The organism is Ruminococcus sp. RTP21204st1_B2_RTP21204_210225, from assembly GCF_040914135.1.
GTDB classification, from domain to species: Bacteria; Bacillota; Clostridia; order Oscillospirales; family Ruminococcaceae; genus Hominimerdicola; species Hominimerdicola aceti.
Genome location: NZ_JBCPGA010000027.1, coordinates 13,989 through 32,047, shown reverse-complemented (window position 1 = coordinate 32,047; position 18,059 = coordinate 13,989). Strand labels below are relative to the sequence as shown.

The following is an 18,059-nucleotide window of genomic DNA, read 5'->3' as shown; positions in this document are numbered from 1 at the left end:
CTTTATTTTATCAGATTTTTGCCTATCTCTCTTTTCTTTTTTCTTAATTTTGTCCAATATCTATTGTAGCACTACATAATATTTCACACTTTTTCTTGATGCTACTTGAAAAAAGGCAGTTTATGTGGTATAATGAATAATGAATGTAAATTTGCGTAAAGGACTATTTCTATATGAAAAAATGGAGAATAAACAGACCTGACCCTGTGAAAACTGCAGAGTTTATGAACAAGTGTGACTTGAAAAGCCTTACCCTAGACGTCATGACTTCAAGGGGTTTCACTGACTTTGACAGCCTTGCTGATTTTTTTAAAGGCGAAGAACTTAGTGATCCTTTTCTTATAAAGGATATGGCTATAGCCGCCGATGTAATAAACAAGGCGGTTGATCAGTATGACATTATTTGTATTTACGGTGACTATGACTGCGATGGAGTTACGTCCACCACTATACTTTACAACTATCTTGAAAGCATGGGCGCAAACGTTATGTACTATATTCCTGAGCGTGAGGCTGGATATGGCATGAACATGGAAGCTATTGAAATGCTTGCAGAAAAGGGTGTTAAGCTTATCGTCACCGTGGATAACGGCATTTCTGCGGTCGAGGAAGCTGAGCGTATTGCTGAGCTTGATATGGAACTTGTTATCACAGATCACCACCAACCTCCTGAGAAGCTTCCAAGGGCAAGGGCTATCGTTAATCCGCATCGTGCAGATTGTCCTTCGTCATACAAAGACCTTGCAGGAGTTGGTGTAGCTTTCAAGCTTTGTGCTGCACTTGACGGCGGCAGTTATGACACTGTTATGGAACAGTATGCCGACATTTGTGCTATCGGTACAGTTGCGGACGTTGTGCCACTCACAGGGGAAAACAGAACTATTGTCAAGCGTGGTCTTGAATATCTTGCAAACACCGAAATATTGGGACTAAACTATCTTATAGATAAAGCAAAGCTTGATAGAAATGCTCTTGACTCAACAGGCATTGCTTTTAGGATTGCCCCTGTTATAAACGCTTCGGGCAGATTTGGCTCACCACTTACAGCGGTAAAAACACTTCTCAGCGAAGACCCGGAGGACGCTGAGAATTATGTTGACACTCTTTTAAATCTTAACGCCCAGCGCAAGCAGACGGAAACAGAGATAATGACAGAAATAGTAAACTATATAAACGCTCACCCTGAAACTCTTGATCATAGAGTGCTTGTGCTTTCAGGCAAGGGCTGGCACCACGGAGTTATTGGCATTGTTTCTTCACGCATTTTGGAATTTTACGGAAAGCCGAATGTTATAATCTCAATTGATGACAATGGAAACGCACGAGGCTCTGCGAGAGGCGTAAAGGGCTTCAATATATTCAAGTGTTTTCAGCATTGCGGAGAGCTGCTTGATAAATTTGGTGGACATGAGTGTGCAGGAGGTCTGTCGCTGAAGGCTGAGAACATCGAAAAGTTCACTCAAATGGTGTATGAATACAGCGATCCTATGGAGAAATTCCCTAGCGTTGAGCTTATAGCGGATAAGCTTCTTATGCCGCAGGATATCAACCTTGATAATGTAAAGGGTCTTGCAGCAATGGAGCCTTTTGGTGCAGAGAACCCTGCTCCAGTTTTTGCAATGCTTGGAGTGAGAGTAGATAAGATAATACCGCTGTCACAGGGCAAGCATACAAAGATCGAGTTTTCATATGGAAGCTATAGAGGACAGGCTCTTATTTTCTCCCTTGCACCTGAAAAAGCTTGTTTCGCAGTTGGTGATAAGCTTGATATGCTCGTGGAGCTTGGAATAAATGTGTTCAATAACCGTGAGTCCATATCCATAAGAGTTATCGACCATAGATTGAGTGGAGTAAAGCAGGAAAGATATTTTGCTGCAAAGGATTGTTATGAAAAGCTCATGCGCGGGGAACAGCTTCCTGCAAGTTTTATAAGAAAAATAATCCCGACAAGGCAGGAGCTTATCGGCGTATATAAATACATAAGTGCAGTTAAGAATATTACGTTGGATAATCTTTTCATGAAAATATCAAGCGACAGCATGAATTATTGCAAACTGCATATTTGTGTTGATATTTTTCGTGATAAGGGTCTTATTGAGTTCAGACTCGCAACTATGAAAATAAGCTACGTTGTGCCGAAACAAAAGGTAAATCTTGAGGACTCTGAAACTCTTGTTAAGCTGAATGAAATGCTTGGAAAGGCAGGTAACTAAAATGTCAGATAAAGAGAATATTTTGCTTGATCCTGCTGAAATGGATAAGATAGAAAATATACCTGAGATAAAAACTGTCAGTGAAGAAGATCTTCCTGCCGAAGCCGTGGTTAAAGAGCAGTTTGAAGAAAAGCCTGCTCCTACAGCTTCTCCTGACTATATCGACGCTGTGCCTGAAGCTTCAAAGCCTGAGCATATAGGTGAGAGGTCGGTGTGTTCCATTGATGCACTTATTCAGAAAATACTTGATGGCGAGAGGCAGTACGATCTGTCAAAAATCGTTTCCGCCTATGAACTTGCTGAAAAGTATCATCACAATCAGAAAAGAGAGTCTGGCGAGCCGTATATAACCCACCCGCTGTCTGTTGCATATATTCTTTTGGAGCTTGGCATGGATACTGATACTATTTGTGCAGCACTTCTTCATGACGTTGTGGAGGACACTCCATGCACTCTTGAAGAATTACAGAAGAATTTTGGCTCAGACGTTGCAATGCTTGTAAATGGCGTTACAAAGCTGAAAAAGGTAGAAACTTTCACCAAAGACGAGCAGAAAGCCGAGAATATCAGAAAAATACTCCTTGCAATGAGCGAGGATATTCGTGTTATTATCATAAAGCTTGCAGATAGACTTCACAATATGCGTACTCTTAATTATTGCAAAGATTCAAAACGCAGAACTATCGCCCATGAAACAATGAACATCTATGCACCGATAGCTCACCGCCTTGGAATACGCTCAATTAAAGATGAATTTGAAGATCTTGCTTTTTACTATCTTGATCCTTATGCTTATGCCGAGATAGACGAGCAAATGCAGCTCAGAAAGGGCAGCCGTGAACAGCTTGTTGAAAACATCAAGCACAAGATACATGACAGGCTTGAAAAGGATTTTGACCCTGTTCCCCTTATCGAGGGTCGAGTTAAAAGCAATTATGGTATTTATAAAAAGGTATATCGTGACGGCAAGGAGATAGACCAGATATATGATCGTTATGCCGTAAGAATTATCGTCAATACAGTTACCGAGTGCTATAACGTACTTGGCATAATCCACGATATGTTCAGACCTATCCCAAATAGATTTAAGGATTATATTTCCACTCCTAAGGCTAATATGTATCAATCGCTTCACACGACTGTTATCGGCAGAGAGGGAATACCTTTCGAGGTTCAGATAAGAACATGGGAAATGCACAGAACGGCTGAATACGGTATCGCCGCTCATTGGAAATATAAAGAGGGCGTAAGGGGTAGCTCAAAGGACGATCAGCGCCTTGCATGGATAAGACAGATAATCGAGTCACAGCAGGAGTCAAACGACGTTGAAGAGATAGTAAGGGCTATCAAAAATGACCTTGCTCCTGAGGACGTCTTTGCTTTCACTCCAAAGGGCGATATGATAACACTGCCTGTTGGCTCAACTGTTATCGACTTTGCTTATGCTATCCACACACAGGTGGGTCATAAGATGTGCGGCGCAAAGGTAGACAAGAAAATGGTGTCTTATGATTATCAGATAAAAACAGGCGAGATAATCGAGATACTTACTACCAACGTTGAAGGTCATGGTCCAAGCCGTTCATGGCTTAATATCTGCAAGACCAATGAAGCCAAATCCAAGATACGTTCATGGTTCAAAAAGGAAAGACGAGAGGAAAATATCTTTGAGGGCAGAAATGCTCTTGAAAGAGAGTTCCGCAGAAATAATATAAGAGTGCCTGAGGAAGAACTTGAGGACTTTCTCAAAATGGATATGCACAGACACAGTTGTGATACTCTTGATGATTTCTTTGCAGCCATAGGTTACGGTGGTGTTCAGCTTTCAAAGGTGATGCAAAGGCTGAAATCTGAGTATAATAAGAAATATGGTGAAAAGGCTCAGCCTGATACTTCTGACCTTGAAAATAAGATAAAGACTTCCAAAAATTCCACTGGTGTTATCGTTGACGGCATCGACAACTGCGCTATCAAGTTTGCACAGTGCTGTAATCCGCTTCCAGGTGACGAAATAGTCGGCTTTATCACGAGAGGTCACGGCATATCCGTGCATAAAAAGGATTGCGTGAACTATCTTTCGCAGAAAGATGATCCTGAAAATGCCGCTCGTTGGATAAATGTTAAGTGGGAAAGTTCTGAAAAGCATACGGGCTATTTCAAGTGTACTTTGGATATCGTTGCGGTTGACAGAATAGGTCTGCTGGCAGACGTTTCGTCAGCGCTTGCAATGATTAATATTTTTATCTATGAGTCAACCTCAAGGGAACTGAAAAACGGCAATGCAATGCTTTCCGTAACTGTCAGCATTGCAGGAATGGAACAGCTCAACAATGTTATAAACAAGCTTCAGAAAATAAAGAACGTTATTTCTGTTGAAAGAAGCGGTAAATAAGAAAGGACAGATAATGAAAATATATAGGCTCAAACCATTGAGTGTTTGTGAAACGAACAGTTATATTGTTGCAAGCGAAGAAAATAACTGCGTTCTTATCGATGCACCTGCCGACCCTGATTATATTCTCGGTGAGATAGCGAGTCACGGTCTTACGCTTAAAAAGATCTTTCTTACCCACGGTCATTTTGACCATATCGGTGCTGTGGCTGACCTTGTAGACAGGACAGGCTGCGAGGTGTATATCCACATTATGGATAAGCCTAAGCTTACAGATGACGCAGGAATGCTTGCTAATCTTTTCAGAATAAGAGGACACAGAAATTACACAGGCAAGGTCAATGTGTTTACAGAGGACGATATACTAAAGCTTGACGAGCTTGAATTTGACGTGTTGGAAACGCGGGGACATACAAGCGGTTCTGTTTGTTTCATATGCGGCATGAATATGTTTTCGGGAGATACCCTATTTTCAAGAAGTGTTGGCAGAACTGATATGCCTGATGGAAGCAGCACAGCCCTTATGAAGTCGCTTATGAAAATAGCTGACCTTGGTGGAAATCTCACTGTTTACCCAGGTCACATGAATGTCACGACACTTGACGCTGAGAGAAAGTATAACCCATATCTCAGGCAGGCTGCGGAGGCTTTGAAATGACTCTGATATTCAGCGGCAACGATTATAAATATGAGCTTGAGGGAGTAATGAAGCTTTTTATCCCTGCAACGCTCTTTACCCACGTTTTTTCTGACAGCATAGATACAGAGGACGATTATGTGTTCGCTCAGAAAAAGGATAACGCTGACAATGTTTGTTTGAGCGTTAAGGTGAGATATGACGGCAAGACTTGCGAAAAAGAGGAGTTTGTGCATTTTGAAAGCGACATGGAACTTTCACTGTCAAGACTTCTTTTTAAGGCAATGAGCGAGATAACAGGCATTGTGCCGAAATGGGGCGTTATAACGGGAATAAGACCTGTGAAGCGTGTGAATGATATGCTCAGTGAGGGCATGAACAAGGCGGAGATATTTAAAGCCATGGAGAGCAGATATCTTTGCAGCGAAGAAAAGTGCGATATTGCATACAAAACTGCTATAACCCAGAAGCCTGTCCTCGATGAGCTTGAAAAGGACAGCTTTAGTCTTTATTTGTCAGTGCCGTTTTGTCCCACAAGATGCTCCTACTGTTCTTTCGTTTCGCAATCTATCGAGGGCTGTATGAAGCTTATCCCTGAGTATGTGAACAAGCTGTGTGAGGAGATAGTTTATACTGCGAAGATAACGAAAAAGCTTGGTTTAAAGCTTGACACCGTATATTTTGGCGGCGGCACTCCTACCACGCTCACTGCTGCTCAGCTTGACAGAGTTATGAAAGTCATTGCAAACAGCTTTGATATGTCAACTGTCCGTGAATACACTGTTGAAGCGGGAAGACCTGACACCATAACTGAAGAAAAGCTGAAGGTGCTTAAAGCAAATGGCTGTGGCAGAGTATCTATAAATCCACAGACTTTGAATGACAGCGTTCTTGAGGCTATTGGCAGAAAGCACACAACTGCACAGTTTTTTGACAGCTTTGACCTTGCAAGAAAAGTTGGTTTTAACTCTATAAATACCGATATAATCGCAGGTCTGCCAACAGACACAGTGGAGAGCTTTGAGAATACCATTGATAAGCTTATCGAGCTTGCTCCTGAGAATATCACTGTACACACACTTTCCATAAAGCGTGCGGCTAGGCTAAATCACAGCGGTGACAGGGAAGTACTGAAAAATCCAGCCGATAAAATGGTAGAGTATGCCACAAAAAGACTTCTTGAAAGCGGCTATCTGCCTTATTATCTCTACAGACAGAAGAATATGCTTGAAAATCTTGAAAATATAGGCTGGACAAAGTGGGGTCACGAGAGTTTATATAATATCTATATAATGGAAGAGGTTCAGACCATACTTGCAATGGGTGCAGGTGGCTCGACAAAGCTTGTTGACAAAGAGGGCGGACGTTTGGAGCGTGTGTTCAATTACAAATTTCCGCTGGAATACAATAAGCATTTTGAGCTTATGCTTAAGCGAAAAAATGAGATAGAGGAATTTTATGCTAAAGAAAAATGAGATTATCAGGCTTGAAATAAGCGGTATGACAAATGATGGCAACGGAGTAGGAAAGCACGAGGGCATTGCTGTTTTCGTGCCTTTTACTGTTATTGGCGACGTTATCGAATGCAGGATAGTCAAGGTCTGCAAAACGTATTGCTATGGCATTATCGAAAATATTGTAAGTGGTTCGGTTGAAAGAACGAAGAACGATTGCCCTGTTTATTCAAGGTGTGGCGGTTGTTGTTTTCGTCACATGAGCTATGAGGAAGAATGCCGTGTAAAAGAGCAGTTCATAAAGGATTCATTTGAGCGTATTGGTAAGCTTTATCCTGAATATGACAGTTTTGAGGGCTGTAAACAGCTTGTTGGCTATCGCAACAAGGCGCAGTACCCTGTAGCAGAGCAGGACGGTAGGGCAGTTTGCGGATTCTATTCAAGGCGTTCTCACCGTGTATGCGATCACACTGATTGTGCATTACAGCCTGCTGTATTCAAGGCAATAGCCGATGAAATAATGGCATATGTGAACAAGCGTAAGATAAAGGCATACAACGAGGAAACGGGAAGCGGTCTGCTCAGGCATATTTATCTCAGGCGTGGCGAACACTCAGGTGAGATAATGGTTTGTCTTGTTATTACCGACCTTAAAAAGCGTGGCGTATTTGATGTGCTTGTGGGTGAGCTTTGCAAAAAATATGCTGATATAAAGAGTATAGTTTTCAATGAGAATAGCCGAAAGACTAACTGTATACTCGGACAGAAGCTTGTTACTGCGTATGGAAGCGACACGATACACGATACCATGTGTGGCAATGATATAGAGATATCACCGCTGTCATTTTATCAGGTAAATACAATTCAGGCGGAGCGGCTTTATGAAATTGCCGCAGATTATGCTCAGCTGACAGGAAAGAAAACTCTTCTTGATCTTTACTGTGGCGCAGGAACGATTGGTTTGTCAATGAGCAAAAAGGTGAAAAAGCTCATAGGTGTTGAGATAATAGAGTCTGCAATAGACAATGCAAAACGAAATGCCGCAGCAAACAATGTCACAAATGCGGAATTTATATGTGGTGACGCAGGAAAGATAGCAGAGATACTTTACAGCCGTGGCGAACGACCAGATGTGATAATAGCTGACCCTGCAAGAAAGGGCTGCACTAGGGACGCACTGGAGTACATGGCAAAAATGTCCCCTGACAGGATAGTTATGATATCCTGCAATCACGCTACTGCTGCTAGGGACTGTGCTGTGCTGGAAGAGTTGGGGTATAAGACGGTCAAGGTCAAGGGCGTGGATCTGTTTGGGAGGACGGGGCATGTGGAGACGGTTTGTTTGATGTCAAGAAAAGATAAATAAGGGCTGAAAAGCGGCGTATTTCCGGGCTTTTTCGGAGGTTTGGATTTGAAGCCAGACTTCTGAAAAAGCTCGTTTTCTTATATGGAAACATATCTACTGCCAAATGTATGTCAGGTTGTAACCTCGAATTAGATGTCACAATTTGAGACAGTGGATTAGATGTCAGGCATTTTGGGATGATTTTTGGAAAATGAAAAAGGGTGACAACCAATCCTGCAGGACTGACTCCTATTGAAATCGCTCAGGGAGTAACCTATAAAGAGGCAAAATTGACACTTCTTTGCCAAAAGTTGTATCAGCATCAATTTTCCAAAGAGGATATTACAACTGAGTTCAGGAGTATTATGCTTCCATGCCAAAAGTATATCCCGATTTCAATGGAGGCTGGCAACCACATATTGTTTTTGTAGGTGAAATTATAGAGGTTAGGGATGAGCGATAAATTGGGATTTAGAGGATGTGAATGAGCAGCATGAAGAAAATAAAAGAAGGAATTAATTTAAAAAAACTCCTTAGGCTGAAGAATACAGGCAGTATCTTTGTGATTGCGGGGCTTTTGACGATTTTTGTAATAGCGTTGTACACATTTATTCTGCAAAGTTCTTACACTAAGACCGCACTTGAAACAGAAATCACACGTGACACAGCGAGTGCAGATGCAGTGCACAAACTCGTGGATGGAAAAATCGGCAAAGAAGATTTTGATCAAATCAAAGATCAATCTGATGAAACGAAGCAATTATATAAGGATATTTCTTCATATTTCAATGAAATCAGAACACTGAATTCTACTCGATATATTTACACCGCTACAAAAAATGAAGAAGGAAAACTCGTTTATGTGGTAGACGGTTTGGATTCGGATGCGGATGATGTAAGACACCCTGGAGATTATATTGAGGAAGAAATGGTTCCGTATATTGATAGGGCTATTTCTGGGGAGAATGTGTACTCTCAGGATATCATTGATACAACATGGGGTCCGATTTTTACGGCTTGCTATCCTGTAAGAGCAAATCATGATGGGACTGGAGAAATCATTGGCGCATTTTGCATTGAAATGGATATGCAATCAGCTTATGGAATGGTTGAAGAGACGAATCATATTTCCATCATATGCGGTTTAGTCGCAGGAGCTGTATTGCTTTTAATTTGTCTATATACCTATTATGTTTATCAGAAAAGCAAGGCAGAAGAGCAAAAACAAAAACAATTATTAATGACCGCCGCTGAGGAAGCAGATGCTGCCAACAAAGCAAAATCTGCGTTTTTGCTTAGTATTAGCCATGACATCAGAACGCCGATGAATGCCATTATTGGATTTACAAACATTGCGCTTCACCAGAACACGGTTTCAGATATTCATGATAGCTTGGAGAAAGTTCAAAAAAGTTCGAATCATCTTCTCTCTTTGTTGAATGACGTTCTGGATTTTACTCGCATTGAAAGTGGAAAAGTTACTATTTCGCCCGAGCCGGTGGACATTACTCAATTGACAGATAACGTCCAGGCGATTATGAATGGACTTCTTTATAATCGAGATCTTAAGTTTGAAGTACATCGAGAAATCCCAAAGAACCCATATGTCCTCGCGGATGTTGCGCGTATCCGAGAAGTTTTGGTGAATCTTCTTGGCAATGCTGTGAAATTCACAAAGGACGGCGGAAAGATCACTTTGGATATCAGCAGTTACCCAGGAGCGGATGAGAAACATATCATAACTCGTTATGTTGTTCGAGATAACGGTATTGGCATGAGCGAAGAGTTCCAGAAAAAATTATTCGATCCGTTTTCACAAGAAGATGATGCTAATGCCAGAACTCAATATAAGGGAACCGGTCTTGGTATGGCCATCACAAAAAAATATGTGGATATGATGGGCGGTTCGATCGCTGTTGAGAGCAAAAAAGGTGTAGGTTCTACATTCACAGTGGAGATCCCACTGGAGTTGTCAGAACAGGTTATTCAATCAGAACAAAAACAACATCTACATAGAGATTTGACGGGTATTCATGTTCTTATGGCTGAGGATAATGATCTAAATGCTGAACTTGCTACGATGATACTGGAAGATGCTGGTACTACCGTAACGCGCGCATCAGACGGAAAAGAAGTTGTGGATCTGTTTAAAAATCATCCACGAGGCACATACGATCTTATTTTGATGGATATTATGATGCCAAACATGGATGGACACCAAGCAGCAAAAGCCATTCGAGCCTTGGGTATAGAGCGGTCCGATGCAGTTACGATTCCAATTATAGCTTTGTCTGCAAATGCTTTTATAGATGATATTCAGGAATCCCTGGATTCAGGCATGAATGATCATATTTCCAAGCCGATTAACATGGAGGAATTAATCGATACTATCACTAAATACATTAAACACGATTAGGAAAACAAAGAAGTTAATTCTGATTTTCCTGTACCTTTTCAAAATCTTCTCTGCTGATTATGGAAGATCTGGAACAAAATGCGTGCTACTAATCCTGAGTATGCACTTGCGATGAAAAATGCCGATACCGCTAAGGTTTGGCAGCTTGAGAATCTCTTTGAGTTGCAGGCTGAGGAGATTGCAATTCAGACGTGTTTGGTAATGTAGCCATTCCTTATTTCTTATCAAAAATCAACAAAACTCGTTTGGTTTAGTTTTAGCCAAACGAGTTTTGTTTTTTACTCCCTGAGATTTTCTTTGAGTTTTACTTTTCGATATTCTTTTGGTGACATACCAATGTATTTATGAAACAGTCTGCTGAAATAAAGCGAATTGGTGTATCCAACCATATTTGCAATTTCAGTAATGGTGTAGTTCGTATTTTCTAACAAACTTTGTGCGTTGGAGATTCGCAGCTTTAAGATATATTGCAGCGGACTGGAACCTGTGATTTCTTTAAAGCACTGAATAAACCAACAGTTGCTAAGCCCTCTGGATTCGGAGTACTCCTCAATGCTGATTTCTGTGTTGTAATTCTTACGAAAATAGTGCATCGCAAAAGCAACTTCTTTTTCACTGGTGCTGCTGAATTTCTTTGCACTCATGATTGCACGGCTTATCAAAACAAAAATATTTCGCAGCTGCAAAGAAATCAATTCATCATACCGTGGTCTGCAAAGCTGCAATTCCTGAATCATCTGACCAAATAACCACTGATAATCGGGAGATGTTCCGATATAGAGAATATTATTTTGCAGGTTGATATTGTAATACTTTAAAATTTCTTCTACTTCATTTCCGGTAAAATGCACCCAATAAACATCGGTTTGATCTGCACGATAATAAACATATTCCTGTGGTTGATCCGGCAAATATATAATAATATTTCCGGCTGAAACCGTTTTTTCTTCTCCGTGAATGAAAAAATGTCCTTTCCCGGAGGCAATATATAAAAGCTGATAATCTTTTCTTCCCTTCGGACGATGTGTTACTACTTCAGAACGATTTTTCACACGATAATTTCCACAGCTTGTTACAATCAAAGGTTTCGTATTATCCACTACAGTAGATGTAGAGTTGTTTAAATAGGCAACATTCATAAACATAAAAAAACACCTCCTTGCTTCTATAACTATAGTATATCACACCTGATCACAGATTACAAGAAAAATCCTAAACTTTGTGCATATATTTTATAACTTTGTGTATTTTTTGAGCCGTTTTGTGTGGTATAATAGAGTTAAGAAATGAGAGGAAAGAATTAAAAAAAGACGTCTTTCATTGTAATTCCATGTTGAATTCAGTAAAAATTCTTTATGCTCAAAAAAATAATCATCTATTCTGACGATGGCATTATTTCGTTTTTGCAAGATGAAAAGCAGTTCGTATCATTCGTTATGGGAAAACTCTGTCCATGTGGGCATACAAACAATGAAAGGAGCTCTATTATGAGCAAAGAAAAAACATACTTAAAGTGGTATAACAAAGTCGGTTATGGTTCCGGCGATGTTGCAGGGAACGTTGTCTATGCATTGCTGACATCATTCGTAATGATCTATCTTACCGACACGATTGGATTAAACGCAGGTGTTATTGGCGTTCTCATTGCTGTATCGAAGATTTTTGATGGAATAACAGACATCATTTTTGGTACGTTGATTGATAAGACACATACGAAAATGGGCAAGGCAAAACCGTGGATGCTTTATGGTTTTATCGGCTGTGCAATTACCTTGATTGGTGTATTTGCAATCCCGATGAACATGGATAATTTTGCTCAGTACGCATGGTTCTTTATCTGCTACACACTTCTTAACAGTGTATTTTATACGGCAAACAACATCGCATATTCTGCTCTGACCGCTCTTGTTACAAAGAACAGCAAGGAAAGAGTTCAGATGGGTTCTTATCGCTTTATCTTTGCATTTGGAACAAGCCTCCTGATTCAGGCTGTTACATTCCAATTTGTTGAAGCAATGGGCGGTGGTGCAAATGGCTGGAGAACAGTCGCAATTATTTATGCGGTTATCGGTCTTATTGTAAATACAATTTCCGCTCTTTCTGTAAAGGAACTTTCTGATGAGGAACTTGCAGACAGTGAAACAAAAACAGAAGAAACCAAATACAGTTTTGGAGAAGCATTCAAAATTCTCGTACACAACAAATATTATGTGATGATCACAGTAACCTACATTTTGCAGCAGTTCTATGGTGCAATGATCGGTGTTGGAACATACTATGCAAAATATATTCTCGCAGATGAGAATATGTTCGGCACATTTGCGTGGTTTATCAATATTCCTTTGATTATCGCCTTGATCTTCACTCCTACCATCGTACAAAAATGGAACGGAATGTATAAGCTGAACAAATACAGCTACATGGTAGCAACAGTTGGCAGACTTCTGGTAGCAGTTGCCGGATACATGGGAAACATTCCGCTGATGCTTGCATTTACAGCACTTGCAGCACTCGGTCAAGGTCCATGGCAAGGTGATATGAATGCAGTCATCGCATCATGCTCTGAATATAGCTGGCTTACCAAACACAAGCACGTTGATGGAATCATGTACTCCTGCACATCACTTGGTGTAAAAATTGGTGGTGGACTTGGAACAGCAATTGTCGGTCTTTTGCTCGACTTTAGCGGATTCAAGGGCACTTTGACATTACAGCCTGATTCTGCTATCAATATGCTTCACATTATGTATCTGATCGTTCCGTTTGCACTGGATCTGATCATCACATTTTTTCTTTCTAAGATGAATGTTGAAAAGGCAAATGCGGAAATCAAAGAAAAACTTGGAATATCCGAAAATGAAGTTGTGATGGAATCACAGAACTAAAATGGAGGAAACAATATGAAATATACACTCGACTGGCTGACCGATCCGGAAGTGTTTGCAGTCAACAAAATCGCAGCACATTCCGACCACAGAATCTATGCAAACCATTTGGAAGCCGATGCAGACAATTCCTCTCTGATTCAGAATCTGAACGGCACCTGGAAATTTGCGTGGGCAAAGAATCCGTCTGAATGGCAGCAAAAGTTCTATGAAGAAAGCGACAGCACTGACAATTTTGACAACATTCAGGTTCCGGGACACATGGAATTGCAGGGATACGGCAAACCGCAGTACGTCAATACCATTTATCCTTGGGAGGGACAGGAGCATCTCCGTCCGCCGTTTATCTCTGAAAAGGACAACCCTGTCGGCAGCTACGTCAGATATTTTGACTTGAACGATGCTCTGAAAAACAAGCGTGTATTTATTTCTTTTCAGGGTGTGGAAACTGCTATGTATGTCTGGCTGAACGGCGAATTTATCGGCTACAGCGAAGATTCTTTTACACCGTCTGAATTTGAACTGACACCATATATCCGTGAAAAGGACAACAAACTTGCTGTTGCAGTGTTCAAAAGAAGTTCTGCAAGCTGGCTGGAAGATCAGGATTTCTGGAGATTCTCCGGCATTTTCCGTGACGTATTCCTTTATGCGGCACCGTCTGCCCATGTTCGTGATATGAGAGTGATTGCAGATTATGACGGTACAAATGGTATCTTCTCTGCAACGCTGGATATTGCGGGCAAGTGTTCTGTGAAATCGATCCTGACAGATGAAAATGGAACGGTCATCGCACAATCCAATGAAAAGGAATCTGTAAACTGGACAATTGAAAATAGCAAGTCTTGGAGTGCCGAAATACCGAATCTCTATACGTTTACAGTGATTCTGACAGACGAAGACGGAAATGAAATCGAGGTCAGCAGAACCAAAGTCGGATTCCGTCGATTTGAACTGAAAAACGGGATCATGTGTTTAAACGGAAAACGTATCATTTTCAAGGGCATCAATCGACACGAATTTGATGCGAAAACAGGCAGAGCAATCACAAAGGAAGATATGCTGTTTGATATCCAGTTCATGAAGAAAAACAATATCAATGCAGTTCGTACATGTCATTATCCGAACAATTCTCTTTGGTATCAGCTTTGTGATGCATACGGCATTTATCTGATTGATGAAACCAATCTGGAAACACACGGTACATGGCAGAAGCTTGGTGCAACAGATCCGTCTTGGAATGTACCGGGTTCACTTCCAGAATGGAAAGAAGCTGTACTGGACAGAGCGAAATCGATGTATGAACGTGACAAGAATCACGCAAGTGTTCTCATCTGGTCTTGCGGAAACGAATCCTACTGCGGAGAAGATATTGCTGCAATGTCGGAATATTTCAGAAGTGTAGACCCGACAAGACTGGTGCACTATGAGGGTGTTACAAGAGTTCCGAATCATCAGTATGATTCTATCACGGATATGGAAAGCCGTATGTACGCAAAACCGCAGGAAGTGGAAGAATACCTGAAACAGAATAACGGCAGACCGTATATCAGCTGTGAGTATATGCACGCTATGGGCAATTCCCTTGGCGGTTTGAGCCTTTACACTGACCTTGAGGACAAATATGAGGCTTATCAGGGTGGTTTCATCTGGGACTACATCGATCAGGCAATCGAAACCAAAAATGACGACGGGAAAACGGTTCTGGCTTATGGCGGAGATTTTGAGGACAGACCAAGCGATTACGGATTCTGCACCAATGGTGTGATCTATGCTGACAGAACCTACTCTCCAAAGGTTCAGGAAATGAAGGCTCTTTACTCCAACATCAGAATGTCTATTCAAAACGGAATGCTTACCGTAGAAAATCGAAATCTCTTTGCAGATACAAACAACTTGTCCTTTGTTGTACGATTGGAAAAGAACGGCGTTGTTCTGAAATCCGATACATTTTCTCTGAATGTTCCTGCCGGAGAAAGCAAGACAATGAAACTGACACTTCACAAAATAGACAGTGCAGGAGAATATGTTTATCATGTTTCCGCCGTTACCGCAGATCAGACACTATGGGCAGATGCAGGGCACGAAATTGCCTTTGCTCAGGAAGTGTTTGAAGTGAAAGATAATCAGATTCCGGAAACCACATTGCAAAAGCCAACGATTGTATACGGCGATGTTATCATTGGCGTTCACGGAGAAAACTTCTCCATGATGTTCGACAAAAAAGAGGGCGGCATCAGTTCTCTGAAATACAATGATTTTGAATATATCACACGCACACCAAAGGTCAGCTTCTGGAGAGCGATGACAGACAATGACACCGGTGCTTCCGAGCCGTACAATCTTGCACAGTGGTATTCCGCAGGCAAATTTGCAAAGTATAAAACCGTTTCATGGCTGGAACAGGAAGATGCTCTGAAAATCACATTCACATATCAGGCTGCCTGTGTTCCGACTTTTGAGTTTACTGTAACCTATACCGCACACTTTGACGGAAAGCTGGGCGTAAGTGTAAATTATGCAGGAGTAAGCGGAATGTCCGATATGCCGGTTCTTGCATTGGACTTCAAGATGAAAAAACAGCTTTGCAATTTCCAGTATTACGGACTCGGCCCTGATGAAAATTACAGCGACCGATGCAAAGGAGCAAGACTGGGATCGTGGAAATCTACAGCAAAAGAAAATCTTTCCGGGTATCTCAATCCGCAGGAATGCGGCAACCGTACCGGTGTAAGAACGCTCTCTGTCCATGATGATATGCAGCATGGTCTGACGTTCCAAAAGGCATCTGCTCCGTTTGAAATGAGCGTACTGCCATACAGTGCCTATGAACTCGAAAATGCAATGCATCTGGATGAACTTCCAAGTGTTCGCTACACATGGGTCAGAATCGCTGCAAAGCAAATGGGTGTCGGCGGCGATGATTCCTGGGGTGCACCGGTGCATGAGGAGTACAGAATCCATGCAGATCAGCCGATGAAATTGGAATTTGTAATTATGCCCTTAAGATCGTAAGAAGAAAGGAAAACAATGAAAATACAGGATTTTCAAGACAATGTTACTTGTGGTGGATTTGATAATATCTTCGCAAATATTTATAAGCCACAGGATATAGAAAGTCAGAAATCACGATATATGAGTGCTGTGGAGAAATTCACAGCACTGTATCCGAATAGAAATGATATACACGTTTATTCTGCTCCGGGTAGAACAGAAATCGGCGGTAATCATACCGATCATCAACATGGCTGTGTCATTGCAGGAGCAGTTGACTTAGATGTTATCGGTGTTGCAGCATTTCATGATGAAAACATCATCAGAATTAAATCAGAGGGATACGATGAATTTGCAGTTTCACTGGACGATTTGGATGTTCATATCGGTGAAAAAGGTTCTTCTGAAATTGTCAGAGGGATTGCAGCTCGCTTTAAGGATTTAGGTGTAGAAATTCCCGGATTTGATATGTATACAACTTCAACCGAACAGATAGATGCAGTGATTCACTTTGCAGCATATTCTGGTTTTGTCAATATCACTTGACATTACTATAAACCGTTCTAAGCCAGAGAAAGATCCTCGTGATATTGCTGCTGCTAAATTGCAAAAAAAAATCAGCCTATCCTCAATGTCAGCTTTGTGTTGAAAATATGGGATTCGCAGGTCACCAGACACACCCTGCAAGACAAAATCTTCGTCCGGTAAAGTTGAGTATCAACAGCCAAGATTGGTTCATGCAGTATTCTCCTTATGGATATTATAATGAACACTGCATTGTCTTTAATAAACAGCATATTCCTATGACAATCAATGCACAGGTATTCAATAAACTGTTTGATTTTGTTGAGCAATTTCCACACTATTTTATCGGTTCAAATGCAGCCCTTCCTATTGTAGGCGGTTCAATTCTAACGCATGAACACTTTGAAGGCGGCAATTATAATTTTGCAATGGCAAAAGCACCGATTGAAAGAACATTTCTTTTGAAAAATTATATGAATGTTAGTGCCGGCATTGTAAAATGGCCGATGTCTGTGATACGTCTTTCTTCAAAAAACAGGACGGCTTTGGCAGCTGCATGTGCTGATATTTTATCAAAATGGAGAACATATACGGATGAAGAGGTTGGAATTTTTGCAGAAACAGACGGAATTCTGCATAATACAATTACTCCAATTGCAAGAGCAACTTCTTCTGGATTCGAATGCGACTTGGTATTGAGAAACAATATTACAACGAAAGAAAGACCGTTAGGTGTGTTCCATCCGAATCCTACATTACATCATATCAAAAAAGAAAACATCGGATTGATTGAAGTGATGGGACTTGCTGTTCTTCCGGCGCGTTTAGCAGATGAACTGACACTTTTAAAAGATGCAATGCTGTCCAGCAAAGAGATTGCTACAGATGATAAAATTGCATCTCATGCAATTTGGGCAAGTGAAATTCTAAAAAAATATTCTGATTTTAACGCTGATAATGCAATAGAGATTATTCGTTATGAAGTCGGCAGAGTTTTTGAGCAGGTACTTGAAGATGCCGGAGTATTTAAGAGAGATAAACAAGGAAAAGAAGCATTTGCAAGATTTGTAGAACAATTAGGTTGATTTGGAATATACGAAAATGAGCTATTGCATTATTTGCAGTAGCTCATTTTTAATTTAATTATTCAAGGCTGAGAATTTATTTCAGCACATCATCCAGTGAAATCCAATTATCT

Annotated in this window: 12 protein-coding genes; 11 read left to right on the top strand and 1 reads right to left on the bottom strand. The window is 40.9% G+C overall.

The annotated features are described in order from the left end of the window. Nucleotides 1-173 precede the first annotated feature (173 nt). From recJ to AB5123_RS09765, 7 genes are all read left to right on the top strand, one after another. Nucleotides 174-2,213 (top strand): single-stranded-DNA-specific exonuclease RecJ, encoded by a 2,040-nt coding sequence (recJ, locus tag AB5123_RS09795; RefSeq protein ID WP_368364759.1) that lies wholly within the window; start codon nt 174-176, stop codon nt 2,211-2,213. Nucleotide 2,214: 1 nt separating this feature from the next. Continuing rightward, complete coding sequence (locus AB5123_RS09790) at nt 2,215-4,605, top strand: bifunctional (p)ppGpp synthetase/guanosine-3',5'-bis(diphosphate) 3'-pyrophosphohydrolase (protein WP_368364758.1); 2,391 nt, start codon at nt 2,215-2,217, stop codon at nt 4,603-4,605. A 13-nt stretch (nt 4,606-4,618) separates the two neighbouring features. Beyond that, on the top strand, nt 4,619-5,263 hold the full coding sequence (locus AB5123_RS09785; protein WP_368364757.1) for an MBL fold metallo-hydrolase: 645 nt from the start codon (nt 4,619-4,621) through the stop codon (nt 5,261-5,263). Then, on the top strand, nt 5,260-6,717 hold the full coding sequence (gene hemZ, locus AB5123_RS09780; protein ID WP_278339630.1) for a coproporphyrinogen dehydrogenase HemZ: 1,458 nt from the start codon (nt 5,260-5,262) through the stop codon (nt 6,715-6,717). Before AB5123_RS09785 ends, hemZ begins: the two co-directional genes overlap by 4 nt. Continuing rightward, nucleotides 6,701-8,062: a 23S rRNA (uracil(1939)-C(5))-methyltransferase RlmD gene (gene rlmD / locus AB5123_RS09775; RefSeq protein WP_278946461.1), complete on the top strand. Its 1,362-nt coding sequence runs from the start codon at nt 6,701-6,703 to the stop codon at nt 8,060-8,062. Before hemZ ends, rlmD begins: the two co-directional genes overlap by 17 nt. A 463-nt stretch (nt 8,063-8,525) precedes the next feature. After that, nucleotides 8,526-10,457, top strand: a complete 1,932-nt coding sequence (locus AB5123_RS09770) for an ATP-binding protein (RefSeq protein WP_368364755.1) — start codon at nt 8,526-8,528, stop codon at nt 10,455-10,457. Between the two features lie 78 nt (nt 10,458-10,535). After that, nucleotides 10,536-10,664, top strand: a complete 129-nt coding sequence (locus tag AB5123_RS09765; protein ID WP_347512441.1) for a hypothetical protein — start codon at nt 10,536-10,538, stop codon at nt 10,662-10,664. A gap of 71 nt (nt 10,665-10,735) precedes the next feature. On the opposite strand, the gene AB5123_RS09760 is transcribed toward AB5123_RS09765, so the two are convergent. Beyond that, on the bottom strand, nt 10,736-11,602 hold the full coding sequence (locus AB5123_RS09760) for an AraC family transcriptional regulator (RefSeq protein WP_347512439.1): 867 nt from the start codon (nt 11,600-11,602) through the stop codon (nt 10,736-10,738). Between the two features lie 342 nt (nt 11,603-11,944). On the opposite strand from AB5123_RS09760, the gene AB5123_RS09755 reads away from it, so the two are divergent. Genes AB5123_RS09755 through AB5123_RS09740 form a run of 4 tightly spaced genes read left to right on the top strand, consistent with a single transcriptional unit; the run spans nt 11,945 to nt 17,946 of the window. Then, nucleotides 11,945-13,342, top strand: coding sequence for an MFS transporter (locus AB5123_RS09755; RefSeq protein WP_368364754.1), 1,398 nt, complete (start codon nt 11,945-11,947; stop codon nt 13,340-13,342). 15 nt (nt 13,343-13,357) lie between these two features. Beyond that, a complete protein-coding gene (locus AB5123_RS09750; protein ID WP_368364753.1) occupies nt 13,358-16,357 on the top strand; it encodes a glycoside hydrolase family 2 TIM barrel-domain containing protein in 3,000 nt (999 codons plus the stop codon). A gap of 15 nt (nt 16,358-16,372) precedes the next feature. Next, on the top strand, nt 16,373-16,882 hold the full coding sequence (locus tag AB5123_RS09745) for a galactokinase family protein (RefSeq protein WP_368364752.1): 510 nt from the start codon (nt 16,373-16,375) through the stop codon (nt 16,880-16,882). A gap of 38 nt (nt 16,883-16,920) precedes the next feature. Next, the gene (locus AB5123_RS09740) at nt 16,921-17,946 is read left to right on the top strand and encodes a hypothetical protein (RefSeq protein ID WP_368364751.1); all 1,026 of its coding nucleotides are present in this window, start codon (nt 16,921-16,923) and stop codon (nt 17,944-17,946) included. Nucleotides 17,947-18,059: the final 113 nt, after the last annotated feature.

Coding starts and splice junctions, on each gene's coding strand:
- AB5123_RS09785 (WP_368364757.1), top strand. CDS start 4,619: ATGAAAATATATAGGCTCAAACCATTGAGTGTTTGTGAAACGAACAGT.
- AB5123_RS09765 (WP_347512441.1), top strand. CDS start 10,536: ATGCGTGCTACTAATCCTGAGTATGCACTTGCGATGAAAAATGCCGAT.
- AB5123_RS09745 (WP_368364752.1), top strand. CDS start 16,373: ATGAAAATACAGGATTTTCAAGACAATGTTACTTGTGGTGGATTTGAT.
- recJ (WP_368364759.1), top strand. CDS start 174: ATGAAAAAATGGAGAATAAACAGACCTGACCCTGTGAAAACTGCAGAG.
- AB5123_RS09760 (WP_347512439.1), bottom strand. CDS start 11,602: ATGTTTATGAATGTTGCCTATTTAAACAACTCTACATCTACTGTAGTG.
- AB5123_RS09750 (WP_368364753.1), top strand. CDS start 13,358: ATGAAATATACACTCGACTGGCTGACCGATCCGGAAGTGTTTGCAGTC.
- AB5123_RS09770 (WP_368364755.1), top strand. CDS start 8,526: ATGAGCAGCATGAAGAAAATAAAAGAAGGAATTAATTTAAAAAAACTC.
- AB5123_RS09790 (WP_368364758.1), top strand. CDS start 2,215: ATGTCAGATAAAGAGAATATTTTGCTTGATCCTGCTGAAATGGATAAG.
- hemZ (WP_278339630.1), top strand. CDS start 5,260: ATGACTCTGATATTCAGCGGCAACGATTATAAATATGAGCTTGAGGGA.
- rlmD (WP_278946461.1), top strand. CDS start 6,701: ATGCTAAAGAAAAATGAGATTATCAGGCTTGAAATAAGCGGTATGACA.
- AB5123_RS09755 (WP_368364754.1), top strand. CDS start 11,945: ATGAGCAAAGAAAAAACATACTTAAAGTGGTATAACAAAGTCGGTTAT.